Raw genomic sequence first — 26,338 nt, 5'->3', positions numbered from 1 at the left:
TTTTAACTATTTACTGCATAAAAAAAGCACAAGGGTTAGCTTGTGCTCTTTGTATATCGTAAATTTTAACTTATTTCTCGATCTCTCTCATTGAGTCCATTTTTTTGTGGGCAAGGAATCCTGCAACATCTTCAAAGTGTTCTTTTACTCGTTTGTTTCCAAATTCGAATACTTTAGTTGCTAGTCCGTCAAGGAAATCACGGTCGTGTGAAACTAAAATTAATGTTCCGTCAAAATCACGTAAAGCATCTTTAATAATGTCTTTTGTTTTCATGTCCAGGTGATTTGAAGGCTCATCCAGAATTAATAAGTTAACGGGTTCTAACAATAATTTGATCATTGCCAAACGTGTTTTTTCTCCTCCTGAAAGTACTTTTACTTTTTTGGTAATATCATCGCCCTGAAACATAAATGCTCCCAGAATATTTTTGATCTGTGTACGGATATCTCCAACTGCAATGGCATCGATTGTTTCAAAAATGGTTGCATTTTCATCTAATAATGAAGCCTGGTTTTGTGCAAAATATCCAATTTGTGCATTATGTCCAATTTCAACGCTTCCTGAGTCAACGCCAATTTCTTTCATAATCGCTTTGATCATGGTCGATTTTCCTTCTCCGTTTTTTCCAACAAAAGCTACTTTCTGTCCGCGTTCGATTACGATATTAGCATCTTTAAAAACCACATGATCTCCATATGATTTTGCCATTTCTTTTACAATAACCGGATATTGTCCAGAACGTGCTGCCGGCGGGAATTTTAAGCGTAATGCTGATGTATCTACTTCGTCTACCTGAACAATTTCTAGTTTCTCCAGCATTTTTACACGAGATTGAACGGCATCTGTTTTTGAGAATGTTCCTTTAAAACGGTCGATAAAGGCTCTGTTATCAGCAATCATTTTTTGCTGTTCGTCGTAGGCTTTCTGCTGGTGAATACGACGGTCTTTTCTTAATTCTAAATAATGAGAATATTTTGCTTTGTAATCGTAAATTCTTCCCATTGTTACTTCGATCGTACGGTTTGTAATATTATCTACAAACGCTCTATCGTGTGAAATTACTACAACTGCTTTTGCTGAATTCACTAAAAACTCTTCTAACCATTGAATACTTTCAATATCCATGTGGTTGGTTGGCTCATCCAGTAAAATCAAGTCTGGTTTTTGCAATAAGATTTTTGCCAGTTCGATACGCATTCTCCATCCTCCTGAAAATTCAGAAGTCTGTCTTGTAAAATCTTCGCGCTCGAAACCTAAACCTACTAAGATTTTCTCAACTTCGGCTTCGTAATTTACTTCTTCAATTGCATAATATTTCTCGCTTAAGTCCGAAACTCTTTCGATCAATTTCATGTATTCGTCACTTTCGTAATCGGTACGAACGGTTAACTGCTCGTTGATTTCGTCAATTTCGGCTTTCATTTTAAAAATTTCACCAAAAGCTTTTGATGCTTCTTCCATTACAGTCGAACCGTCTTTTGTCAATAAATGCTGAGGCAGATATGCTACAACGGCATCTTTTGGCGTAGAAATACTTCCGGTAGAAGGTTTGCTTTGTCCTGCAATAATTTTTAAAAGTGTCGATTTTCCCGCACCATTTTTACCCATAAGGGCAATTTTATCATTTTCATTGATAGCAAAAGAGACATCGCTAAAAAGTGTAGTTCCACCAAACTGAACCGAAATATCGTTAACTGTAATCATTATCTTCTGTGAATTTGTTTTATCGGTTAATCGTTTATCTGACTACCCATTTTTTTCGTGCTGCAAAGATAGATTAATTAGATAATTAGGCAATTAGAAAATGTGCAATTTGATAATTAGATAATTTTGGGAATGTGGTGATTAGAGAATTTTCTTTTTTTTGCCACGACCCGAGCGACAGCGAACAGGCGAAGCAATTACACGAATTTTCACGAATTATTTTTTCAACTGGACTAAAGTCCAGCTCTACAATATAGATCGAGCCGAAGGCTCTTTAAGTTCCGAAGGAACGAATTATATTGTAGGGCTGGACTTTAGTCCAGTTTAATATGTAAAGAAAAAAAAATAAAACCCCCAGATTTTTTTTAAAATCCCTATCGGGCTGCAAAAATTTTCTCTGTTTCGTCAAATTTCTGCTCTAAACTGGACTGAAGTCCAGCCCTACAATATAATTCGTTCCTTCGGAACTTATACGAGAGCCTTTGGCTCTTATTGTTTGGCTGGGCTTTTGTTTGGTTAATATGTGAAAAATATAACCCGACAGGTTTTAAAACCTATCGGGTTACAAAATTATCTCATTATCAAATTGACTAATTATCTAATTAAATTAATCTTTTCTCCATTTTTTGGTTTCTTCAAAAATGTGTTCTAGGATCGAAGCTTCGGTTTCGTCAAATTCTATGTTTCTTCTGCTCATTACCAATTTTGCAGTTTCGAAAGCTTTTTTGGTAATATACGTTGTAAAACCTGCTGCACCACCCCAAGAGAAACTCGGAACAAAATTTCTAGGAAAACCAGATCCAAAAATATTGGCACTTACTCCAACAACAGTTCCGGTATTAAACATCGTGTTGATTCCGCATTTACTGTGATCTCCCATCATTAAACCGCAAAACTGAAGTCCTGTTTTAGCAAAACCTTCCGTTTCGTAACTCCACAATTTTACTTCCTCGTAGTTATTTTTTAGGTTTGAATTATTACTATCAGCACCTATATTACACCATTCCCCTAAAACAGAATCTCCAAGAAATCCGTCATGCCCTTTATTTGAATTAGCAAACAGGACAGAATTTTTAACTTCTCCTCCTATTCTCGATCCGGGACCAACGGTTGTTGCTCCGTAAACTTTTGCATTTAGTTTTACCTGTGCATTTTCGCACAAGGCAAAAGGTCCGCGAATAACGGTTCCTTCCATGATCTCGGTGTTCTTACCTATATATATAGGCCCGTTTGATGCATTTAGGGTTACAAACTCTAATTTTGCTCCTTCTTCAATAAAAATATTTTCAGGTGCAATTGTATTTACACTTTTAGGAATTGGCTGTGATTTTCTGTCTTCAGTCAAATAAGCAAAGTCGGCACGAATGGCAGCGTCATTTTTTGAGAAAATATCCCAAGTGTGCTCTACTGTCAAACATTCATCATTATATTGAATGATTTCATACGAATCAAAATCAACTTCTTCCTGATTTTCTGTTGTAAAAAAAGCAATTACATCTTCTCCTTTAAAAATCGCCTGATTGGGTTTTAAGTCAGAAACTAATTCAGCAAGCGTATCATTTGGCAAATACGCAGCATTTATCATTACGTTTTCTTCCATTTCTACCATTGGGAATTTAGTAGAAAGGTAATCTTCTGTAATTGTTGTTATAGTCGATCCTAAACGAGTTTCCCACTTTTGGCGAATCGTCATAATTCCGATTAAAATATCAGCCACGGGTCTGGTAAAAGTAAAAGGTAAGAGAGCATTCCGGACGGGACCGTCAAAAAGAATGTAATTCATAAAATTAATTTAATGTGTTAAAATTTGTTTGGTTACCGAGGCCAAAGTTACAAATATTTATGTGTTTCATTAATATATGTTTTTTCTGATAGCCACGAATTCACGAATTTTTATATTCTCTTAATTTTAATTGATTTAGATTACAGTTATTTGGCTAAAGCCTGATACATTTTGATTTTATAACCTTCAGATAAATCTGAAGGCAATTGAAAAAATGTTTCCTGAATAAACAATTGCCAACATCTTTAGATGTTGGTGACTTAATCATCATTGCGACGGCTTTAGCCAAATCTTCTCCATTTGGGATAAACAATCTCAACAATATGAAAAACATAGCCAGCGGTTTCAACCGCTGGAACGCAATATTTTTACAATCCTTATCCCTCCGCACCCTGTGGTTGAAACCACAGGCAATATTCACTTTGGTCGAATCGTGGCTAACAAAAAATACCCATAAAAAAAGCCTTCCAAATTGGAAGGCTTCTTATATAATTTAAACAGCTATTATTTTTTAGCGTGTTTTGCATATTTAGTTTTGAATTTATCAATACGTCCTGCAGTATCGATAAGTTTAGATTTACCAGTATAAAAAGGGTGAGATGTTCTAGAAATCTCCATTTTTACAACTGGATACTCAACTCCGTCAACTTCAATTGTTTCTTTTGTATCTGCAGTAGATTTAGTGATAAAAACTTCGTCATTTGACATGTCTTTAAATGCAACTAATCTGTAATTTTCTGGGTGAATTCCTTTTTTCATCTTTACTTTTTATTTATTGTTTAGAACATTTTCATTTTGAAGCTTTTTCATGGTTAGAAAAAGGTGTAAACAAACAATGCTCTTTTTTGTTTAAAATTTTAATTAATTTTGAGTTTGCAAATTTACAATTCTTTTTTAATAAACAAATAGTTAGCGTACTTTTTTTTAGTTAAATTCAAAAAGCTTTTTTTCTCCTCGATTATATTGGGAATTGCTATATTTGTGGATTAATTTTAAAACATATAGAAATATGATTAATGAAGTTATAAAAAAGAATGGAGTTACATACGGAATTGCCTTAGGTGTTATTCTGGCGTTAATTACGGCAAGTATATATGCTATTGATCTAAAATTATTTGTTTCTGGCTGGATTGGCGGTCTGTCATTTGTTATTTATTTAGTAGTTGGTATTTTATTACTTACAAAAACAAAAAAAGAGATTGGTTTTTTCTCTTTTAAAGATGCCTTTACCACATTTTTTATAGCTACAATAACTGCTCTTGCAATTTCTACTCTTTTTAGCGTCATATTATTTAATGTAATTGATCCGGAAGCAAAAGAAACAGTAAACCAATTACTTATTAAATATATGGCGGAGACGTTACAAAAATTTGGAACTCCGGCTTCTGCCATAAACGAAGCTTTGGCTAAAATGAAAGAAAACAGTCCTTTCTCAACAACGGAACAATTAAAAGCATTGGTTTTTAGTATTGTTGGCTACTCAATTTTAGGATTAATTTTAGCAGCATTTTTTAAAAGCAAATCTACACAAGAATAAAAATTATAAATGAATCTATCTATACTTATACCACTTCTAAACGAGGAGGAATCGCTTCAAGAACTCTACTCATGGATTATTAAAGTGATGCAGTCTAATAATTACTCTTATGAAATCATTTTTGTAGATGATGGAAGTACGGATGATTCTTGGAATATTATTGAAAGTTTTTCTAACGAAAATCCAAATGTAAAAGGAATTCGTTTCATGAAGAATTTTGGAAAATCGCAGGCTTTGCATGCTGGTTTTGCAAAAGCAAAAGGTGATGTTATCATTACTATGGATGCCGATTTACAGGACAGTCCGGATGAGATTCCAGAATTATATGAAATGATTACCAAAGAGCGATTCGATTTGGTTTCGGGATGGAAAAAGAAACGCTACGACTCTGTTGTGGCTAAAAATTTACCTTCAAAATTATTTAACTGGGCTGCCAGAAAAACTTCTGGAGTGGAGTTAAACGATTTTAACTGTGGGTTAAAAGCTTATAAAAATGCCGTTGTAAAAAACATCGAAGTTTCAGGAGAAATGCACCGATACATTCCTGTTTTGGCAAAAAATGCCGGTTTTGGTAAAATTGGAGAAAAAGTAGTGATTCACCAGGCTCGTAAATACGGCGAAACCAAATTTGGAATGGAACGCTTTATTAACGGGTTCCTTGATTTAATTACGATTTGGTTTTTATCAAGATTCGGAAAAAGACCTATGCACTTGTTTGGCGCAATGGGTTCAATTATGTTTATTATCGGATTTTTATCTGCCGGATATATTGGAGTTTCAAAACTATACCATATGTATAGCGGAGTAAAATACAGCCTGGTAACTAATAATCCGTGGTTTTACATAGCATTAACAACAATGATTCTGGGAACTCAGCTTTTCTTAGCTGGATTTTTAGGTGAAATCATTTTGAGAACTAAAAGCAACGAAGCAAGATATAAAGTAGCACGAGAAGTGAATTTTTGACACAAATCGGGAAAAAAAATCTTTTTGAGTCAAATTAACTTTTCAAGAAAAACTATCTTTATTTAAAACATAAAAGAAAATTTACATGAACATAGCACCTAATATTTTAAACGCTGTAAATGAATGGCTAACACCAACTTTTGATCAGGAAACGCAAGCCGCTGTAAAAGAATTAATGACAACTTCGCCAAAGGAACTTGAGGAAAGTTTTTATAAAAACCTTGAATTTGGAACCGGCGGTATGCGCGGCGTTATGGGCGTAGGAAACAATAGAATTAATAAATATACACTTGGAAAAAATACTCAGGGTTTATCTGACTATTTACATAAAGTTTTTCCAAATCAGCCTTTAAAGGTCGTTATTGCTTACGACTGTCGACATAACAGTAACACTTTGGCAAAAGTTGTTGCTGATGTTTTCTCGGCAAACGGAATTCAGGTTTATTTATTCTCAGATTTAAGACCTACTCCGGAATTGTCTTTTGCACTTAAATATCTGGGATGTCAATGCGGAATTGTTCTTACGGCTTCGCATAACCCGCCAGAGTATAATGGTTATAAAGTATACTGGGAAGATGGCGGACAAATTGTTCCTCCGCAAGATGGCGAAATTATTAACGTAATCGAAAATTTAGACTACGATAAAATTAAATTCAACGCAAACGAAAGCCTGATTCAATATATTGATACTGATATCGATAAAGCGTTTATAAAATCATCTATAGAGAACGCAAGTTTTAATACTGCGGCTGAAGCCAAAGACAATCTGCATATTGTTTTTACTTCATTGCACGGAACTTCTATAAAATCTATTCCAGATGTTTTATCGCAGGCTGGTTATAAAAATGTTCACATTGTACCAGAGCAAGCGGTTCCGGACGGGGATTTTCCAACTGTAAAATCTCCGAACCCAGAAGAACCTGAAGCTTTAACAATGGCTTTGGCCCTGGCAGATAAAACAAATTCTGATATCGTTGTGGGTACAGATCCTGATTGCGACCGTTTAGGTGTTGCGGTTAGAAACAACGACGGTAAAATGATTTTGCTTAACGGAAATCAAACCATGATTTTGATGACTTCTTTCCTTTTAAAACAATGGAAAAAGGCCGGAAAAATTAACGGAAAACAATTTGTAGGTTCAACTATTGTGTCAACTCCAATGATGATGGAACTTGCTACAAGCTACGGTGTTGAATGCAAAGTTGGCTTAACAGGATTTAAATGGATCGCTAAAATGATCAAAGATTTTCCTGAACTTCAGTTTATTGGCGGTGGCGAGGAAAGTTTTGGTTTTATGGTTGGCGACGCAGTTAGAGATAAAGATGCCGTTGCTGCTACTTTATTAATATGCGAAGTTGCTGCCCAAGCAAAAGCTGCCGGAAGCTCTGTTTATAAAGAACTTTTACAACTTTATGTTGAGAATGGTTTCTACAAAGAATTTTTAGTTTCACTGACTAAAAAAGGAATGGAAGGTTTACAGGAAATTAACCAGATGATGATTGATTTACGTGAAAATCCTTTAAAAGAAATCAACGGTCAGCGTGTAATTATGGTGGAAGATTACCAATCATCAACAGCATTGAATTTATTGACAAATGAAGTGTCTACAATGGATATTCCAAAATCGAATGTATTGATTTATTATACAGAAGATGGATCTAAAATTTGTGCAAGACCAAGTGGGACTGAACCTAAAATTAAATTCTACATCAGTGTTAATGCTGAATTAGAATCAGTTTTGGATTTTGATGCTGCAGAAAGTTTCTTAGACGGAAAAATACAGAATATCATTGCAGACATGCAATTGAAATAAAAAAACGAGTGATAAGCTCTTTAAATACCTATTATAGCTGCGCAGGAAATCTCTGCGCAGCTAATTAAATTTTGATATTTAGAACTCTGATTTACATTTAGAACAAATGTAAATCAGAGTTTTTTAATAAAAAAAACTAAAAAAAAATTGAAAACAAATCAATTGGATTAATTTTGTGCAGTAAAAATTCCCCCAACAAATTAATTATAACCAAAAAAAAATATTGCTAAAACTCGAAAGAGCAATACCACAGCAGAAAAAATAATATTCAAAATAAATGAGTAATTTCAAAAAAATAGTTCCTTTTATATATCCGTATAAAAAATATGCGTTCTTAAACATCTTTTTCAATGTTTTGTATGCTCTTTTCAGCACACTTTCATTTATGGCGTTGATTCCAATGCTGCAGGTTTTATTTGGTAAAAGCAAGAAACTTACAACCATGCCTGTTTATGAAGGAATCACACATATAAAAGAATATGGAGAAAGTTATCTAAACTATTATATCACAAAAAATAACGATCCAAACAATCCGGGTTTTATACTTTCGGTAATGGTTGGAATAATTATCTCGATCTTCTTATTAAAAAATTTAGCAGATTATCTGGCTATGTTTTTTATTAACTTTTTAAGAAATGGGGTTTTAAGAGATATGCGAAATGCATTATACAAAAAAACACTGGAGCTGCCTTTGGCATTTTATTCTGAAAAAAGAAAAGGAGATGTTATTTCCCGAATTGCCGGCGATGTAAATGAAGTACAAACCTCTTTTTTAGCAATTTTAGAGCTTATTGTTAAGGAACCTTTGACAATTATATTTACGATAATAGCAATGCTGATTATAAGCGCTAAGCTAACGTTGTTCGTTTTTATATTTATTCCGGTTTCAGGTTACATTATTTCTTTAATTGGTAAACAGCTTAAAAAACAATCTACAAAAGCTCAGGAAGAACAAGGTACTTTCTTATCTACTATTGAGGAAACTATTGGCGGATTAAAAGTGGTAAAAGGATATAATGCCGAAAATTATTTTAATAATGTTTTCAAAAATTCTACAGAGCGTTTTTTCAATTTATCAAACAGCATTGGAAACCGTCAAAACCTGGCTTCGCCTGCCAGTGAATTTATGGGAATAACGGTTATTGCTATATTACTTTGGTACGGAGGACAAATGGTTTTAATTGATAAAACTTTAGAAGGTGCTTCATTTATTGCTTACATGGGATTGGCCTATAACATTCTGACTCCGGCAAAAGCCATTTCTAAAGCTTCATATGGTGTAAAAAGAGGAAATGCTGCCGCAGAACGTGTATTGGAAATTTTAGATCAGGAAAACACAATTGTTTCAAAAGAAAACGCAATCGAAAAAACAACTTTTGAAAGCAATATCAGTGTTCAAAATATCAACTTTAAATATGAAGATGAAAATGTCTTAAAAGATTTTTCTCTTAATATTAATAAAGGACAAACTGTTGCTCTAGTTGGACAATCCGGAAGTGGAAAAAGTACTATTGCGAATTTATTGACCCGTTTTTATGACGTAAACGAAGGTTCAATTTCTATTGATGGGATTAATATAAAAGATATGAACCTGCATTCGCTTCGCAGTTTAATGGGATTGGTTACACAGGACAGTATTTTATTTAATGATACAATCAAAGCAAATATTGCATTAGGAAAATTAGACGCTACAGATGATGAAATTATCGATGCGCTTAAAATTGCCAATGCATATGAGTTTGTAAAAGAATTGCCTTTAGGAATTTATACCAACATTGGCGACAGTGGAAATAAACTTTCAGGCGGGCAAAAACAACGTTTATCTATTGCGAGAGCGGTATTGAAAAATCCACCGATTATGATTCTGGATGAAGCAACATCGGCATTAGATACCGAAAGCGAAAAATTTGTTCAGGTTGCGCTTGAAAACATGATGCAGAACAGAACTTCGATTGTGATCGCTCACCGACTTTCGACTATTCAAAAAGCAGATGTTATTGTGGTTATGCAAAAAGGAAAAATCGTTGAACAGGGAACTCATGACCAATTAATCGCACTTAACGGAACTTATAATAAACTGGTTACTATGCAGTCTTTTGAATCGTAAGACATACAATCATAACCAAATAATCTACACAGATTAAGGAAATATTAAAACTCAGTTTAATTTCTTTAATCTGTGTTTTATTTTATAACTTTAGGTAGTAAAGATTAAAATCAAACCGTTGGGCGTAGTCCATAAAAAATAATAATTAAACACATAGAGACATAGATTTTATGTTTTAAAAAAAGTAAATCAAAAAGAAACTTGTTTCTCACACATAGCTATGTGTTGTTAATGCAAGTGAAACGCCTTTCTTATGTTCAATAATTCTATGTTTCTATGTGTTAAAAATAATTACACCCAACGGGTTAAAATCATTTAATTCTTATGGAAAATGTATCTTAACAATCCCAACATCAAACTACCAGAAGATCCTGATACTATTGTTTGGAAATATCTTGACTTATCTAAATTTCTTGATTTATTGCTTTCTAAAAAACTTTTCATGTCGCGGTCTGATAAATTTGAAGATCAATATGAGGGTACTTTTAGCGAACCGACTTATGAAGAAATTAAAAAGCTCGCCGTTGATAATCCCGACTTTTTAAATTATTATAAAACGCATCGCGAACAGGTTGCCGTAAGCAGCTGGCATATTAACGAATATGAATCGTTTGCCATGTGGCAGATATTTACTCAAAACAGCGAAGGTTTAGCAATTCAGTCTACAATTGGCAGATTGCAAAAAGCTTTAAAGCCTGAGAATAATTTTGATCAGTATATTGGCGAAGTAAACTATATCGATTATAAAAAAGAATATATTCCGTTTGAGGATTTGTTCTTCCCTTTTTTATTCAAAAGAAAAAGTTTTCAATACGAGCGTGAAGTTCGTATTCTTACCGATACTTCAAAAAGCGGCATCAAACTAAATGACGGAATAAAAATCAATGTTGACATCAATCAATTGATTGAAAAAATATACATTCACCCGAAATCTGAGAACTGGTATAAAAAACTGGTAATCGAATTGGTTGAACGTCTCGAATTTGGTTTTGAAATCGAAAAATCTGACTTAGAAAGCGATATATTGATATAAAGGCTCTAAGGTTCTGAGATGCTAAGATTCTAAGTTTTTTTGCCACAGATTACACAGATGAAAAGAATTAAAAAAGTCCGCCACTAATTACACAAATTTCCACGAATTTTAATTCAATTTAATTTGTGGAAATTTGTGTAATTAGTGGCGAAAAAAAATCACTTTAATCTGTGTAATCTGTGGCTAAACCCTTTAGATGGGCTTGTAGCTCTTCACTTCCCATTTTTTAGAAGCTAAGTCGATATAATTATAGTGTAAAACATCGTTTTTATCAAATTGACCGTTTTGGTTGGTATCTTCAATAGTTCTAAAATACAAACGGTTTTTAGATTCAATTAAATTCCAGTCAACTAATTCCTGAAGATCTGCTGAGACTTTTGTAAAGTTTTCTCCGCTGATATCACTTAAATATAAAGTTTTAATATCACTGGTATCAATTTTTCCGTCTTTGTTGGTATCAGAATCTGTTAGTGTATACACCATAACTTTATTTTTAGTTTTATCTGCAACGGTTTTTAAATACGTTGCTGTTAAAATTAAAACAGGTTTATCTGATAAAGCATGAATCGAATCTGAATCTGTTTTTTGAAATTTCAGGTTTTGTAAATATCCTGTAATCTCATATTCGCCTAAGTTAGAGATTGTAAAACTTACATCGTTTACGCTTGAAGATCCATAACGTGCTTTTGAGCCTCTTTCAAAAACCCTTAAATCCCCAACCGGATGAATCAGATAATCTGTTCCTTCCATTTGAATAGGCAGATCAGCAACTTCAATCTGAGTCGAATCTGTTTTTGTAACACTTACTTTATTTGACACATCGTAACTTACTTTTGGCTTTTTAACTTCTTCACGACAGCTAATTAATGTTCCAACAATTGCTAAGGCTATATATTTAAAGTACTTTTTCATCGACAAATTATATTCAATTATCAAATATACTATTTTTGATTGTAATTTTGGTTTTTATTGAATTTTACTAGTGTAAAGATGTTAAGAAGAATAAGTCCGAAATAGCCACAGAAGATTAACTGCCATTTCTGAGCAAAAAAAGTAACCTGAAAAGCACGTGCTTCTTCTTCTTTTCTGTTTTTCTGTTCCCAATACGCCTGCTGCCTCATTAATTCTCCTGTACCACAATTCATTCTATGATATTCAATAGTATCCTTTTTGGTCTTTTTTGGTGTATTACTATTGGCAATTACATATATATCATCATCAAATATTCCCCAGGTCGGAGCTTTTTCTATTGTCAAAATATCAAGAGTTCTAATAAAAGTATCGTAATTTGTTTTTGAATTATACTGCAATTTAATTCCGTTTATAGTATCTTTCTCTTTTCTTAATTTTCTAAGATAAAACCTCATTTCATTAAGCTTCTTCTTATCCTCAAATTCATTACCACTAAACTTATAAACTTTATATTTCCTTAGAGTCTCGACTTTATACTTTTCAAAATCTCCTTTATTTGGCAATGATAAATCTATTGCTCCATAAACCTTAAAGGCATCGACTTTATAAAAATGATAAAAACAAAACAAAGGAATTAAAACCAAAGAAATCATTCCCGGAACGTAAAAAATCTTCTTTCTTTTTTCACGTTTTGCGATCATAGTCTCGCATTCAGTTTTATATTAAAAACCCTTGAAGTCATATAATTTGGAATCGCGTACTGGTTTTTAGAATACACATCGCGAACCCAGGTATTTGTAATAGCATTTTGATTATTGAAAAGATTGAAAATTTCCAATCCAACAGCTAATTCTTTGAAGTTTTTTAACCAGCTTGTTTTCGAACTCTGCGTGCTGCTGTCTACAAAAACTTTAGCAAAACCAATATCAGCCCTTCTATAATCATTTAATCTGTTTTGATATAAATAAGGGTCTGAATATGCTGGCGCGCCGCCTGGTAAACCAGTATTGTAAACTACATTAAGATAAACTTTTACACTTGGAATATTCGGCATATAATCCTGAAACAACATCGCAAACTTTAAACGCTGATCTGTCGGACGAGCGATATAACCTTTGTTTTCGTAGTTTTCTTCTGTTTTTAAATATCCAAAACTCACCCAAGATTCTGTTCCCGGTACAAATTCTCCGTTTAATCTAAAATCTAAACCTTGTGCATAAGCTTTAGCATTGTTATTGGCCACATATCGAATACGGACATTATCAATTGAATACACATTTACATCCGAAAGGGATTTATAATAAAGTTCCGTTACCCATTTAAAAGGGCGATTCCACATTTTAAAATTATAATCATTTCCTAACACAACATGAACTGCTTCCTGCGCTTTTACATTTGGATTTACAACTCCGTCCAAATCACGAAGTTCTCTATAAAATGGCGGTTGATGGTATAATCCTCCTGAAATCCTGAAAACCATATCACGATCCCAATCCGGTTTTATAGCAAACTGCGCACGCGGACTTACTACAAACTGATTTTTTCCTTCTTCTATGGCTCCAGTAACATTCCAGCTTTGAAAACGTGCTCCAATATGATACCAAATCTGGCTTGTACCCAATTCTGACTGTTTGTTCCATTGTGCATAACCGGAAAATCTATTGATTGTATTAAAATTTACAGCGCGAATATCCTGATAAGGCAAAAGCGGACCTGTATAAGGCGAATATGGCTGATTGTTTTCTGGCAGAATCACCAACGGCGGATTGATAGAAAATCCTGCAGAATCGATCATTTCCCACTCTACAACTCTGTCACGAATAGATTCTCGTGTATATTTCAATCCAAATTCAAGCTGACTTTCCTGCCATTCTTTAGAACCTTTAATTTCCATATTGGCAATTAACGCATCTAAATCATTTCGGGCGTGATTTAATTGCGAACCAATTCCACGCGTAAAATCAATTGAGGATGCATCTGTTGGATTTTCGGCATTCACATTTCCTAAACGATATTGCGCTAAAATATCAAAATGTTCTTTTTCTGTAGTATGAAACAACGAACCGATAAACTTTAAAGTCAGCGAAGGCGAAACTTTATAAGTTGTTTTAAAAGCTCCAAAATAAGTATCGTACTGATCTTTTTCCTGACCTTCATAATAAACCGCCAAAGCCATTGGCTGATCGATGGTTCCAAATTTGGTTTCGCGGGTTAAAGGCTGATACAAATATTTATTCTGCGAAATATTTCCTAAAAAGCTAATCTGCCATTTTTCAGAAATATCATAATTTATATTGGTTTGAATATCAGCAAAAGTTGGAGTATAATTCGTCTGCGTATCTTGGCTGTTTACCAACAAACTATTATTACGATAACGAACTCCGGTCACGGCTGACCATTTTTTATTTTTCGAAACTAAATCTACAGAAGCGCTTCCTCCTAAAAAACTTGCTTCAAACGAAGCTCCAAACTGAGTTGGTTTTCTATACGTAATATCTAAAACGGATGATAATTTATCTCCAAATTTTGCCTGAAATCCTCCGGCTGAGAAATCTACGTTTTGAACCAAATCTGTATTGGTAAAACTCAGTCCCTCTTGCTGACCTGAACGAATTAAAAACGGACGGTAAACTTCGACTTCATTTACATAAACTAAATTTTCGTCATAATTTCCGCCTCTAACGGCATATTGTGTGCTTAGTTCATTATTTGAATTCACACCGGGAAGTGTTTTTAGAATATTTTCGATACCGGCATTTGCTCCCGGAATCTTTTTTATAGTGGCAGTTTCTATAGTTGTAATTCCCTGAACTCGTTTTTTATTTCGGGAAGAAACAAAAACTTCTCCCATTTGTTCTTGAGAATTATTCATTACAGGATTAAAAACAAAAACTTCATTTGGTTTTAAAGTAACCGTAAGGCTGATCATTTTTAACGAGATGTGTGTAAAAACAATGGAGGCCTTTTTATTCGAAATTACATCAATTTCAAAAAAACCATTTGCATCAGATTGTGTATTGTTTTTACCCGAAGTTATATTGACATTCGAAACAGGATGATTTTCATTATCTAAAATAATACCTTTTACATGAGCATTTTGAGCAAATGAGATACAAGTAATGCACAAGAAAAGCAAAGCGAATATTAACCTGTTTTTATTCAAAGATTTGGGTTTTATTTTTGTTGACTTCTAAAAAAATGAGTTTCAAAGATAGTAGAATTTCCTACATTATCAACTACTTCCATTTTTAAAAAGTTTTCTCCTTCTGTCAAATATTGATCATCAAAAGTATGTGTAATTTTTCTGTTTTTATTTTCATATTCAAATAAAACCCAGCTTCCGTTTAAATATCCATTGTACGACTTTATTCCAGATAGAGAATCACCAATTGTAAACTCAATTTTTTTCTGATCGCTGATCCATTTTCCTTCAACAGGTTTTGTGATTTTTATAACCGGAGCAATGGTATCGAGAACCAAACCATATGTTCCTAATATTTTTGCTTTGGCCGTGAAAATGTCGCCTTTTCTAAGAGTTCCGTTATAGCTTGTACCTTTTCCTATATAAAGTTTATCCTTTAAAGATTCCGGATAAACGGTATCTTTTATCGTAATTGTAAAATTAGAATGCACCGGAACGGTATCATCATGAATATAAATTTTGTTGTTTTTTACATCAAAATTTAAATTAAAATCTTCGTAAAAAGTTCCGGCAGGAAAGAAAACAGACATATTATCTTTCTCAAAATTGGAATCTTTGTTGTAACGAACAAAATATTTTGAAGTTACTGGTTCTGCTGGAACAAGCGGTGTTTCCAAATCATATTCAATTGGAACTGTTATTGAATTTTGATTTCCGAAATAATCTGAAACTTCAATTCTATAATTAGAAGTCAGATTTGGCACTGCCGAAATTATTCCTCTCAGTGAATCTGTTTTGATAATACTTAATGCAAACGGCGTTTTCATGAAAAGTTTCTGCACGCGCTGGCTCGTCTTTTTATATCGCGGATAATCGATAAAAGCGTTGATATAACGCATTTCATCAAAAGAATAGGTATTGAATTGATAATTATAATTCTGGTTTCCGTTTAAGAATGTTGAAACATTAAAAACCCCATTTTTATTAAAAGAAACATCATCAGTATCTGAGGCATTAATTCCAAAACCAATTTTTCCGTTTGTTTTTACTTTCGAAGCAAGATAAGTTCCGTCTTTTTGAAGCGTCATGTTTACAAGTAACGGCTGTTTTGACTGGTTAACTGTTGCATTATCTAACGGATAAACGTATAAACTCGACAATGTTGGCTTCTTGGTATCTTTAATATTTTGGTCAAAGCCAAAGAAAATTGGGTTGATGACAAACTCAGTTTTGGTATCACGAATTTCAAAATGAAGATGCGGCCCTTCTGAAGATCCGGTATTTCCCGAAAGCGCGATTAATTGTCCTTTTGTAACCGGAAGTTCATCTGGTTTTAGTAACATTTCAATTTCATAAGCCTTTTCTTTATAGTGCGTTTTTTTCACATAGTCCTGAATTGGCCCAAGGGTTGTCTGCAAATGTCCGTATACAGAAGTATATCCATTTGGATGCGTAATGTAAATACATTTTCCGTTTCCAAAAGTCGAAATTTTAATCCTTGACACATAACCGTCAGCAATCGCATACACGTTTAATCCTTCTCTTTGATTCGTTTTTAAGTCAAAACCAGCATGAAAATGATTGGGTCTTAACTCACCAAAATTCCCCGAAAGCTGCATAGGGATATCCAGCGGCGGACGAAAATAATCTTTAGGATATTGTGTCTGAGCGAATAGAAAAGGGCAAAAGAAAAGAGCTAATATTGAAAATTTCATGGGTAACATTTTTGCTAAGATAAAAAATTAACAGGTAAAAACCGAAGAAAATCTCACAAAAACACAATTGATTGAAATTCATTTATTTGTCTATTTTTAATGCAAAAAAATCGAGAAAAAATTGCATTAATAAAAAGGAATACTAACTTTGTATGATTAAGTAATGAATAGGATTTATAATGAGTGTAATTGCCGAAATAATTGATACTCTTGAATATAAAGTCGAGAAGCTTTTTGAAAAATCAAAAGGCCTGGAAAAAAATAATCAGGAATTACGATTAGAATTAGACAAAGCGGTGCAAATTATCCAGAAACAATCTGAAGAAATGGAAGCTTTGAAAAAGCAATATGAAACACTTAAGATAGCCAATTCGTTGCTTGGCAGCGACAATAACAAGAGAGAGACAAAGCTTAAAATAAATTCATTAATTCGCGAAATTGATTACTGTATAGCGCAATTATCAGATTAGAAACATGGACGGAAAGCTTAGAATTAAAATATCAATTGCCGACCGCGTTTACCCATTAACGGTTGAACCCGCTCAGGAAGAAGGCCTTAGAAGCGCCTCAAAAAAAATTGATGCTATGATCAAGCAATTCGAAGAAAGTTACGCAGTTCGCGATAAACAAGATGTATTAGCCATGTGCGCATTGCAATTTGCATCGCAGGTGGAACAAAAACAAATTGATAACGCAATCGATGGCGAAGAAACCATTGAACGAATTAAAAGATTAAATTCGCTTTTAGATCAATATCTCGAAAATTAAACGTTCTTTACATAAACTAAGATACTGCCTACATTAGTTCACAATTGGTAAACTCAACACTAACAATTTAGAATGAGCAAATCGTCGCTACTATAGTATGCCCAGCTTTGACCGGGAAACTTGAACAGTGAGTTAGCTCAAAACTTGTCTTTACGAGTTTATACAAGCAATTAATGTAGGCTTTTTTTATATATAAACCCTAACAAACATGGACATCATAACGATCATTATTTCAGGTATTGTAGGTATTGCGGCAGGTTTTGCAATAGCTAAAATCATCGAGAAAAGCAATATTTCAAACCTAATCAAAAATGCTAAAAAAGAAGCAGCTTCCATTTTAAAAGATGCTAATTTAGAAGCTGAAAACATAAAAAAAGATAAAATCCTTCAGGCAAAAGAACGTTTTATCGAATTAAAATCGGAACACGAACAAGTTATTCTGGCACGCGATAAAAAAGTAGCCGAAGTAGAAAAACGCGTACGTGATAAAGAATCTCAGATTTCTAACGAGCTTTCTAAAGCTAAAAAAGTAAACGACGATTTTGAAGCTAAAACAGAAGAATACAATAACAAAATTGAAGTTTTAGATAAAAAACAAGCTGAAGTTGACAAATTACACAAAAGTCAATTGCAGCAGCTTGAAGTTATTTCAGGACTTTCTGCAGAAGAAGCAAAAGAGCAATTAGTGGAAGGTTTAAAAGCCGAAGCTAAAAGCAAAGCTATGTCTCACATTCAGGAAACCATTGAAGAAGCTAAACTTACAGCTCAGCAAGAAGCTAAAAAAATCATCATCAACACTATTCAAAGAGTTGGAACGGAAGAAGCAGTTGAGAACTGCGTTTCTGTATTCAACATTGAATCTGATGATGTAAAAGGAAGAATTATTGGCCGTGAAGGTCGTAACATTAGAGCTCTTGAAGCTGCAACTGGAGTTGAAATTATTGTTGATGATACACCGGAAGCTATTATCCTTTCTTGTTTTGACCCGGTTCGTAGAGAAATTGCCCGTTTGTCTTTACACAAATTAGTGACTGACGGACGTATTCACCCTGCAAGAATTGAAGAGGTTGTTGCAAAAACGGCTAAACAAATCGATGACGAAATTATCGAGGTTGGTAAACGTACTGTAATCGACTTAGGAATTCACGGTTTACACCCGGAATTGATTAAAGTTGTGGGTAGAATGAAATACCGTTCTTCTTACGGACAAAACTTATTACAACACTCTAGAGAAGTTTCTAAACTTTGTGGTATCATGGCAGCTGAATTAGGCTTGAATGTAAAACTGGCAAAAAGAGCAGGTTTGCTTCACGATATTGGTAAAGTTCCAGATACAGAAAGTGATTTACCACACGCATTATTAGGTATGCAGTGGGCCGAGAAATACGGTGAGAAAGAAGAAGTTTGCAATGCTATTGGAGCGCACCACGACGAGATAGAAATGAAATCATTATTATCACCAATCGTTCAGGTTTGTGATGCTATTTCTGGCGCAAGACCAGGTGCAAGACGTCAGGTTTTAGACTCTTACATTCAACGTTTGAAAGATCTTGAAGATGTTGCTTACGGATTTAGCGGTGTAAAAAATGCTTATGCAATTCAGGCTGGTAGAGAATTACGTGTTATTGTAGAAAGCGAAAAGGTTTCTGATGATAATGCTGCAAATCTATCTTTTGAGATTTCACAAAAAATTCAAACAGAAATGACTTATCCGGGTCAGGTAAAAGTTACTGTAATTAGAGAAACAAGAGCGGTTAACATTGCTAAATAATTCTCTTTTAATTATATATAATAAAAAAAGGCTGTCAAATGACAGCCTTTTTTATTATTTAGAGATCGTTAAAAACGATTTTAAAGCTCGTTCCTACTCCAACTTCACTTTCTACAGAAACGGTTCCTTTCATCGCTTCTATTTGATTTCTGGTTATATACAAACCTATTCCACGTGCTTCTTCATGTTTATGAAACGTTTTATACATCCCGAATAATAATTCGCCATAGACTTTTAAATCGATTCCTAAGCCGTTATCTGTAATTTTCAAAGATTTATAACCTTCTGGCTCGATTCCAAAATCAAATACAATAAGCGGGTCCCGATCCGGATGTGCATATTTTATAGCATTTGTAGTGAAATTGAGCAAAACACTTTCAAGATAAGCCGGATTAAAATTAATGGTCAAATATTGCGGAACATTATTTACAATCGTAACTTTCTTTTGTTTATCATATCCTTTTATAGTCGCAACAGTTTTCTCGATATATTCACAAAGTTTCAAAGGTTCAACAGCAATATTAATATTGCTCTGTGTTTTTACAATTTGCGTTAAGTTAGAAATCGTTTCATTTAAATCATTTGAAACCGTACGAAGATGTTCCAGCATTTCACCAACAGTTGCTTTATCTCCATCTTCATCAATAAAATCTAAAATCGATTTTATGTTTCCTGCCTGTGTATTTAAATTATGCGAAACAATATGCGAAAAGTTTAACAACCGACTATTTTGGTCGCTGTACAATTTCATTGTTTTTAAAAGCTCCAGTTCTTTTTCCTTTTGAAGAGAAATGTCTGTGTGCGTTCCAATAACGCGTAATGGTTTACCGTTTTCATCCCGTTTTATGACTTTACCTCTATCCAGAATCCATTTATAATTACCGCTTGACGTCATTACACGATGGTAATTTTCATAATACGGAATCTTATTATCAAAATGTTCTTTAATGTCTGAATAATATTTTGGAAGATCGTCAGGATGCACAATTTTATCCCAGCGTTCCGGGTCGTCAAAAATATCTGCCGATTCTAATTCTAAGATTTTTAAGGAGAGTGAAGAATAAAAAACATTATTCGTAACCATATCCCAATCCCAGATTCCCACTGTTGATGCATCAAGTGCAAACTGGAAACGTTCTTCAGAAATACGGAGTTTTTCTTCTTTGTCTTTTAAATCGGTAATATCAGAAATATGTCCAAAAAAACTAACTTTTCCATCAGAAGATAATTCTGTTTTTGCAGAAACCCTAAACCAGCGCAGTCCTTTTTTGGGTAAAACAGACCTGAATTCTAATTCCCAAGGCACAATTTCTTTACGTGCTTTTACAAGGGACTGAAAAAATTTTTCTCTGTCCTGTTCAAAAACGCGTTCGTAAATAATGTGTTTAATATCGTCTGTAAATTCTTTGAAGGAAAGTTCAAAAATTTCATCAACTGATTTACTGACTAGAGGAAAAGTATAATGATTATGAGTATCTATAACAAATTGAAAAAGCAAATCTGGCATTTCGGCAAATAATTTTCTGTAAAAATTATTTACTTCCATGCAGTCTTCATTACTGTACAAATCAAAAATCATATGTCGCTATTTAAGTAAATAATATCTTACTGGATCTGAGTTAAAAAAATCCTCAAAATCCTTTTAATTTACTTCCCTTTGAATACAAATGTGATACCAAGTTATAACTTTTGGCGTAAAAAAACCAGACACTTCCCAAAAAATTACTTCCGCGGATGATACGAATGCATTACTTCTGTCAGGAAACTTCTGTCCAGATGTACATAAATTTCTGTTGTTGTAATAGATTCATGTCCCAGCATTAATTGAATAGATCTTAAGTCGGCGCCATTTTCCAGTAAATGCGTTGCAAAGGAATGACGTAAAGTATGCGGGCTTATATTTTTATTTAAACCGATTTTTACCGCCAAATCTTTTATAATCGTAAAAATCATGGCACGCGTTAACTGGTTTCCTCTGCGATTTAAAAACAAAGTATCTTCACAGCCTTTTTTAATATTGAGATGTACCCTAATCTCGTCCTGATAGATTTCGATGTATTTTTTAGTTAATTTTCCAATGGGCACAAAACGTTCTTTATTTCCTTTTCCGGTAATTTTTATAAAACCTTCATCAAAAAATAAATCTGATATTTTGAGCGAAACCAATTCCGAAACCCGAAGTCCGCAACCATACAATGTTTCCAAAATGGCACGATTTCGTTCTCCTTCATTACTGCTTAAATCAATGGCTGCGATAAGTGCATCAATATCTTTTATGGATAATGTATCGGGAAGTTTTCGTCCGGTTTTTGGGCTTTCAATTAATTCTAGCGGACTATCATTTCTATAATCTTCAAAAACCAAATAATTAAAAAAACTTTTCAAACCAGAAATAATCCTCGCCTGCGAACGCGGATTTACTTCTTTTGAAACCGAATATATAAACTGCTGAATGGTTTCATCTGTAATTTTTATAGGCGAAACATCAATTTGATTGGTTTCTAAAAAAAGACATAATCGCTCAATATCAAAGCTGTAGTTTTCAATTGTATTTTTAGACAAACCTCTTTCTATTCGCAGATACGATTGATAGTCTTTTATATAATTGTTCCATTTCATATTTACAAAGTAAAACATTTTTGGGCATAAAAAAACCTTCCATTTCTGGAAGGCTTTTGAATATTTTAGAATTCTAATTAGAATTTATATCCAACAGATAATGAAAAAACTCCGTTATGAACTTTCGAGTCATCTCCTTCTTCAGTTTTAGCAATATTAGCTAATCCTAAATTATATCTTACACCAGCAGAAAAGTTTTCTGTAAAATCATATCCAGCTCCTAAATTCAATCCAAAATCAATTGATTCAAAGTTATCTTTAATGTCAACTTTACTACTTCCGTAACCGTCTACTTTTGTCTTAGTTTCTGCAGAAACTAAAAACCCAATTTGCGGACCAGCCTCTAGTGAGAACTTTTCTGCAGCAAAATATTTAAACATTACAGGAACATTTATATAAGCAAGGTTAAAGGCAACATCTGCATTAACAGTACCTATTCCGTCAACATCCAGATTAAAATTGTCAACTTTTGCACCTTGTGTAGAATATAAAACTTCAGGTTGTAAGGCAAATTTTTCAGAGAATTTAATTTCTACAAATCCTCCAGCGTTAAACCCGAATCGAGATTTAAAATCAATTCCTTCTGTATCTCCAGAAAAATTAGAAACGTTTAAACCTCCTTTAAGACCAAATTTTACGTCTTGTGCATTTGCCATACCAAATGCCATAACTGCAATTGCAGATAAGATAACTTTTTTCATTTTTTTGTTTTTGGTTAAAAATAATTTAGCCAAATATAGATATTTACTTATCAAAATATAAGTGTTGTTAAAACATTTTAATATTAAATTTCATGCATAAAAAAACCTCCCATTTCTGGAAGGTTTTTAAGTATTTTAAAAATTCTGATTAGAATTTATATGCAGCAGTTATCGCTAAAACGCTATTTTTAGCACTATCATAATAATCATCAAGATCATCATAATCCCCTCTATCAACAACTCCTGACAAACCAACTGTGTAGCGTAAACCTACAGAAAAGTTATCTGTAAAATTATATCCCGCTCCAAAATTGAAACCGAAGTCTGCCGATTTGTAAAAATCCTTCACATCTTCTCCTTCGTCTTTAGCAGAAACTAAGAAACCTATTTGAGGACCACCTTCAACGGTAAATTGTTTAGTAATATAAAATTTTGCTAAAACTGGTATATTGATGTAGTTTAATTTAAGATCTCCGTCATCATTACTACCAATAAAATCATATTTAGCTCCTTGTGCAGAAAACAAAAGTTCTGGCTGAATAGACAATCTCTCTATAACTTTAATTTCTGCGAAACCACCAACTACAAAACCTACTTTTGTATTAGTATCTACATCTCCAGAAAAATTTGTAAGGCTTAGACCTCCTTTTACTCCAAATCTTGTTTGCTGTGCATTAGCGAAGCCAAATGCTAAAATAGCAATTGCTGTTAAAATAACTTTCTTCATCTTAATTTGTTTTGGTTAAATTTAATAATCAAATATAAAAATATTCTTCATAAAAACTAATTTGGAATTTAACAAAAAAAATAGTAATAAGCATACAAATTGTTAACACAAGGTGAATTTGCCTTTAAATGAAAAGAAAAAGCTCCCTCAAAAAATGAGAAAGCTTTTTAAACTAAAAAGAATATTTTATTAGAATTTGTATCCAACAGATAATGAGAATACACTATTGTTAATTTTATAATCTTCAGCATCTTTAGCTAAATTTGCCAAACCAAGATTGTAACGAAGTCCTACAGAAAGATTTTCAGTAAAATCGTAACCAGCACCAAAATCAACTCCAAAATCAATTGATTCAAAACCATCTTTAATATCATCTTCTTCAGAGTTACCAAGAACAGTTGCTTTACCTTTTGCACTTACAAGAAAACCAATTTGTGGTCCAGCTTCAAGGCTAAATTTTTCAGCAACATAATATTTTGCTAATACTGGAACATTAATGTAAGCCAATTTATAGTTCATTTCAACGTCATAAACATCTCCATTAAACTCAAATTCACCTTTCTCTTTAGCTCCTTGAGTTGAATAAAGAACTTCTGGCTGAATAGAAAATTTATCAGAAAGTTTAATTTCTGCAAATCCACCAACATGGAATCCAACTTTTGAAGACGCCTCTTCAATATCTCCTGTTAATGTAGTTAAGTTAACACCTGCTTTTACTCCAAATTTAACTTCTTGAGCATTTGAAAATGCAAAGGCCATTACTGCGGTAACAGTAAACATAATTTTTTTCATTTTTATTTGTTTTTGAAATTTATCTGCCAAATATAAAATTATACTTCATAAAAATTAATTAGGAATTTAACAAATAAAAGACTAATAAGTAGATAAACTATTTATAGTTTATATCAATTTATTTTTAAATGAAAAGAAAAAAGCTCCCTCAAAAATGAGGAAGCTTTTTAAAAAACTAACTAAAAATATTTTCTTTTAGAATTTGTAAACAACTCCAAAACTTACATCTCTTAAATCTGTTCCAAGACCAAAAGTATTAGTTTTCTCTGCTCCATGACCACCGTTGTTGTCAACATAATAACCTAAACCAATCCAAGTAGCTTCGATAGCAAAATGATTAGACAAGAAATAGCTCATACCTAAACCAATGTTCCCACCAATTGTGTTTGATTTAAAATCACTAGGTTTTTCTTTTGAGTTCATGTAATCAAATCCAGCCTGACCATAAACTGAGAATTGAGAAGCTGGAGTAAAATAGTATCTACCAAAAGCTCCTACTGTAAAGTTATTAGTTTTGTCATCTCCTTCTTTCGATGTACTAAAACCTAATTTTGCTCCAATTGCAATATTTTCAGTCACAAAATAACCAGCACTTGGGACAAGAGTAAAATCACTTGATTTAAAATCCCCAGTTTTTTGAGAACCTACATTGAAAGCTCCTGAAACAAATACATCTCCTTTAGAGAAACCCGTTGTTTGCGCATTTGCAAATACAAATCCTAAGACTGCAATAGCAGTTAAAATTACTTTTTTCATGTTTTTATTTTTTTAATTACAATCCAAAACTAAGATTATACTTACCAAAAAATACCCCCGAAAAGTAATTAAAGTATTAAAATAAGACAAAATGGATTTTCAAATAACCTATTAATTTCCAGTTCATTTGTACAAAAAACAATCATTTCAACAAGGTGAATTTGAAAAAATGTGAGAATTTTAATAAATTTATCATGCAGTATATAAAACAATAAAATCAAAATAATGTAGTTTTGAATTAAAAGAATAACATTTAAATACCAAACTAAAAACATTTTTTATGAAGAAAATACTTTTAGCAGCTGTATTGTTCATTGCAACAACAGCTACGATTCAGGCACAATTATTAAAAATTGGAGTTAAAGCAGGGGTTAACTTTGCAAATCAAACCGGAGATGCGAGTTTTGACGGAATAGACTATAGCAAGGATGGAATTACGAGCTATCACGCAGGTTTAGTTGCAGAATTAAAACTATTAGAAAAATTTTCTATTCAGCCTGAATTGTTGTATTCAACACAAGGTGCAAGCTATAAAAATGCATTAGGAGAATTTAAAAACGAATTAGGATACTTATCTATTCCTGTGATGGCTAAAATATATATGACTAAATCATTAAGTTTAGAAGTTGGTCCTCAAGCTTCATTTTTATTAAGCAATAAAGAAGAATTCGATGCTCAAGACCCTAAAACTTTCGACTTCGCTATCAATGCTGGACTTGGATTAAAAATTACTGAAGGAATCTTCATTCAAGGTCGTTACGGATTTGGATTGACTGAAGTTTCATCTAAAGCCGATCTTAAAAACTCTGTATTTCAACTCTCAGCTGGATTCATGTTCTAAAAATATATCACATACTTTTATAAAAACCGGTCTATTAATTAGATCGGTTTTTTTATTTTTACACAATTCAATTGCAATAGCAATACCAATATTTCAATAAACAATTTTAAATATGAAAATCTGCATTATCAACGGACCCAATTTGAATCTTTTAGGAAAACGTGAACCCGAAGTTTACGGAAGTCAGACTTTTGAAGATTACTTTGAAACGTTGAAACAAAAATTTCCCAGCATTGAACTTTCGTATTACCAAAGTAATATTGAAGGAGAATTGATTGGAAAAATTCAGGATGTTGGTTTTTCATTTGACGGAATTATTCTAAACGCCGGAGCTTACACTCATACTTCTATAGGTTTAGGCGACGCTATGAAAGCGGTTACAACTCCTGTTATCGAAGTGCATATTTCTAATACTTATGCGCGTGAAAGTTTCAGACATCAGTCGTATTTGTCTGGAAATGCAAAAGGTGTTATTTTAGGGTTTGGATTAAAAAGTTACGAATTAGCGATTCAGTCGTTTTTATAAGATATTGTCACGCTGAGCGAAGTCGAAGCGCTTATAGCGTGCGAGGGGCTTCGACTTCGCTCAGCCTGACAGTTGGAAAATTGCTCAGCCTGACAAACGACTTTGATTTTCCTTATTACAATTT

24 protein-coding genes are annotated in these 26,338 nt (G+C 33.1%); 11 read left to right on the top strand and 13 right to left on the bottom strand.

Features of this window, described 5'->3' with window-relative positions; translation table 11 throughout:
- Window positions 1-70 precede the first annotated feature (70 nt).
- Window positions 71-1,705: an ABC-F family ATP-binding cassette domain-containing protein gene (locus tag APR43_RS23200; RefSeq protein WP_053472781.1), complete on the bottom strand. Its 1,635-nt coding sequence runs from the start codon at window positions 1,703-1,705 to the stop codon at window positions 71-73.
- Window positions 1,706-2,312: 607 nt separating this feature from the next.
- Complete coding sequence (locus tag APR43_RS23195; protein ID WP_053472782.1) at window positions 2,313-3,488, bottom strand: GlmU family protein; 1,176 nt, start codon at window positions 3,486-3,488, stop codon at window positions 2,313-2,315.
- A 206-nt stretch (window positions 3,489-3,694) separates the two neighbouring features.
- Between APR43_RS23195 and APR43_RS24340 the strand changes: the two genes are divergently transcribed.
- On the top strand, window positions 3,695-3,985 hold the full coding sequence (locus tag APR43_RS24340; RefSeq protein ID WP_123924559.1) for a hypothetical protein: 291 nt from the start codon (window positions 3,695-3,697) through the stop codon (window positions 3,983-3,985).
- Window positions 3,986-3,992: 7 nt separating this feature from the next.
- On the opposite strand, the gene APR43_RS23190 is transcribed toward APR43_RS24340, so the two are convergent.
- The gene (locus APR43_RS23190; RefSeq protein ID WP_008464817.1) at window positions 3,993-4,247 is read right to left on the bottom strand and encodes a type B 50S ribosomal protein L31; all 255 of its coding nucleotides are present in this window, start codon (window positions 4,245-4,247) and stop codon (window positions 3,993-3,995) included.
- A gap of 250 nt (window positions 4,248-4,497) precedes the next feature.
- Here APR43_RS23190 and APR43_RS23185 point away from each other — a divergent pair, with 250 nt between their 5' ends.
- From APR43_RS23185 to APR43_RS23165, 5 genes are all read left to right on the top strand, one after another.
- Window positions 4,498-5,025, top strand: coding sequence for a DUF4199 domain-containing protein (locus APR43_RS23185; RefSeq protein ID WP_053472783.1), 528 nt, complete (start codon window positions 4,498-4,500; stop codon window positions 5,023-5,025).
- Window positions 5,026-5,034: 9 nt separating this feature from the next.
- Window positions 5,035-5,991, top strand: coding sequence for a glycosyltransferase family 2 protein (locus tag APR43_RS23180; RefSeq protein ID WP_053472784.1), 957 nt, complete (start codon window positions 5,035-5,037; stop codon window positions 5,989-5,991).
- 85 nt (window positions 5,992-6,076) lie between these two features.
- Window positions 6,077-7,804, top strand: a complete 1,728-nt coding sequence (locus APR43_RS23175) for a phospho-sugar mutase (RefSeq protein ID WP_053472785.1) — start codon at window positions 6,077-6,079, stop codon at window positions 7,802-7,804.
- A 277-nt stretch (window positions 7,805-8,081) separates the two neighbouring features.
- On the top strand, window positions 8,082-9,911 hold the full coding sequence (locus APR43_RS23170; RefSeq protein WP_053472786.1) for an ABC transporter ATP-binding protein: 1,830 nt from the start codon (window positions 8,082-8,084) through the stop codon (window positions 9,909-9,911).
- A 331-nt stretch (window positions 9,912-10,242) separates the two neighbouring features.
- Entirely contained in the window at window positions 10,243-10,944 is a 702-nt protein-coding gene (locus tag APR43_RS23165; protein ID WP_053472787.1) for a DUF2971 domain-containing protein, read from the top strand.
- Window positions 10,945-11,136: 192 nt separating this feature from the next.
- Here APR43_RS23165 and APR43_RS23160 read toward each other — a convergent pair whose 3' ends face one another.
- The 4 genes from APR43_RS23160 to APR43_RS23145 are packed head-to-tail and all read right to left on the bottom strand — an operon-like array spanning window position 11,137 to window position 16,713.
- Window positions 11,137-11,856, bottom strand: coding sequence for a hypothetical protein (locus tag APR43_RS23160; protein WP_053472788.1), 720 nt, complete (start codon window positions 11,854-11,856; stop codon window positions 11,137-11,139).
- Window positions 11,857-11,885: 29 nt separating this feature from the next.
- Window positions 11,886-12,557: a hypothetical protein gene (locus APR43_RS23155; RefSeq protein ID WP_053472789.1), complete on the bottom strand. Its 672-nt coding sequence runs from the start codon at window positions 12,555-12,557 to the stop codon at window positions 11,886-11,888.
- Window positions 12,554-15,019 carry a carboxypeptidase-like regulatory domain-containing protein gene (locus tag APR43_RS23150; RefSeq protein WP_053472790.1) on the bottom strand — a complete coding sequence of 822 codons (2,466 nt, stop codon included), beginning with the start codon at window positions 15,017-15,019 and terminating at the stop codon, window positions 12,554-12,556. The genes APR43_RS23155 and APR43_RS23150 overlap by 4 nt, the downstream gene beginning before the upstream one ends.
- 11 nt (window positions 15,020-15,030) lie before the next feature.
- Window positions 15,031-16,713, bottom strand: a complete 1,683-nt coding sequence (locus tag APR43_RS23145; RefSeq protein WP_053472791.1) for a M23 family metallopeptidase — start codon at window positions 16,711-16,713, stop codon at window positions 15,031-15,033.
- A gap of 179 nt (window positions 16,714-16,892) precedes the next feature.
- Here APR43_RS23145 and APR43_RS23140 point away from each other — a divergent pair, with 179 nt between their 5' ends.
- From APR43_RS23140 to rny, 3 genes are all read left to right on the top strand, one after another.
- Window positions 16,893-17,183 carry a hypothetical protein gene (locus APR43_RS23140; protein WP_053472792.1) on the top strand — a complete coding sequence of 97 codons (291 nt, stop codon included), beginning with the start codon at window positions 16,893-16,895 and terminating at the stop codon, window positions 17,181-17,183.
- A 4-nt stretch (window positions 17,184-17,187) separates the two neighbouring features.
- The gene (locus tag APR43_RS23135) at window positions 17,188-17,481 is read left to right on the top strand and encodes a cell division protein ZapA (protein WP_012022231.1); all 294 of its coding nucleotides are present in this window, start codon (window positions 17,188-17,190) and stop codon (window positions 17,479-17,481) included.
- Window positions 17,482-17,689: 208 nt separating this feature from the next.
- Entirely contained in the window at window positions 17,690-19,252 is a 1,563-nt protein-coding gene (gene rny, locus APR43_RS23130; protein ID WP_053472793.1) for a ribonuclease Y, read from the top strand.
- A 58-nt stretch (window positions 19,253-19,310) separates the two neighbouring features.
- On the opposite strand, the gene APR43_RS23125 is transcribed toward rny, so the two are convergent.
- From APR43_RS23125 to APR43_RS23100, 6 genes are all read right to left on the bottom strand, one after another.
- Window positions 19,311-20,831: a PAS domain-containing protein gene (locus APR43_RS23125; RefSeq protein ID WP_053472794.1), complete on the bottom strand. Its 1,521-nt coding sequence runs from the start codon at window positions 20,829-20,831 to the stop codon at window positions 19,311-19,313.
- A gap of 143 nt (window positions 20,832-20,974) precedes the next feature.
- Window positions 20,975-21,871, bottom strand: a complete 897-nt coding sequence (gene xerD, locus APR43_RS23120) for a site-specific tyrosine recombinase XerD (RefSeq protein ID WP_053472795.1) — start codon at window positions 21,869-21,871, stop codon at window positions 20,975-20,977.
- Window positions 21,872-21,948: 77 nt separating this feature from the next.
- A complete protein-coding gene (locus tag APR43_RS23115; protein ID WP_082356446.1) occupies window positions 21,949-22,572 on the bottom strand; it encodes a porin family protein in 624 nt (207 codons plus the stop codon).
- Between the two features lie 148 nt (window positions 22,573-22,720).
- Complete coding sequence (locus APR43_RS23110) at window positions 22,721-23,299, bottom strand: porin family protein (protein WP_053472797.1); 579 nt, start codon at window positions 23,297-23,299, stop codon at window positions 22,721-22,723.
- A 189-nt stretch (window positions 23,300-23,488) separates the two neighbouring features.
- On the bottom strand, window positions 23,489-24,091 hold the full coding sequence (locus APR43_RS23105; protein ID WP_053472838.1) for a porin family protein: 603 nt from the start codon (window positions 24,089-24,091) through the stop codon (window positions 23,489-23,491).
- Window positions 24,092-24,286: 195 nt separating this feature from the next.
- The gene (locus APR43_RS23100) at window positions 24,287-24,847 is read right to left on the bottom strand and encodes an outer membrane beta-barrel protein (protein WP_053472798.1); all 561 of its coding nucleotides are present in this window, start codon (window positions 24,845-24,847) and stop codon (window positions 24,287-24,289) included.
- Window positions 24,848-25,127: 280 nt separating this feature from the next.
- Here APR43_RS23100 and APR43_RS23095 point away from each other — a divergent pair, with 280 nt between their 5' ends.
- On the top strand, window positions 25,128-25,688 hold the full coding sequence (locus APR43_RS23095; protein ID WP_053472799.1) for a porin family protein: 561 nt from the start codon (window positions 25,128-25,130) through the stop codon (window positions 25,686-25,688).
- A 112-nt stretch (window positions 25,689-25,800) separates the two neighbouring features.
- On the top strand, window positions 25,801-26,214 hold the full coding sequence (gene aroQ, locus APR43_RS23090) for a type II 3-dehydroquinate dehydratase (protein ID WP_053472800.1): 414 nt from the start codon (window positions 25,801-25,803) through the stop codon (window positions 26,212-26,214).
- Window positions 26,215-26,338 lie beyond the last annotated feature (124 nt).

This window comes from Flavobacterium sp. NLM (assembly GCF_002210235.1).
Taxonomy (GTDB): domain Bacteria; phylum Bacteroidota; class Bacteroidia; order Flavobacteriales; family Flavobacteriaceae; genus Flavobacterium; species Flavobacterium panici.
Note: the sequence above shows the minus strand (reverse complement) of the source record. Positions and strands in the feature narration are given on the sequence as shown.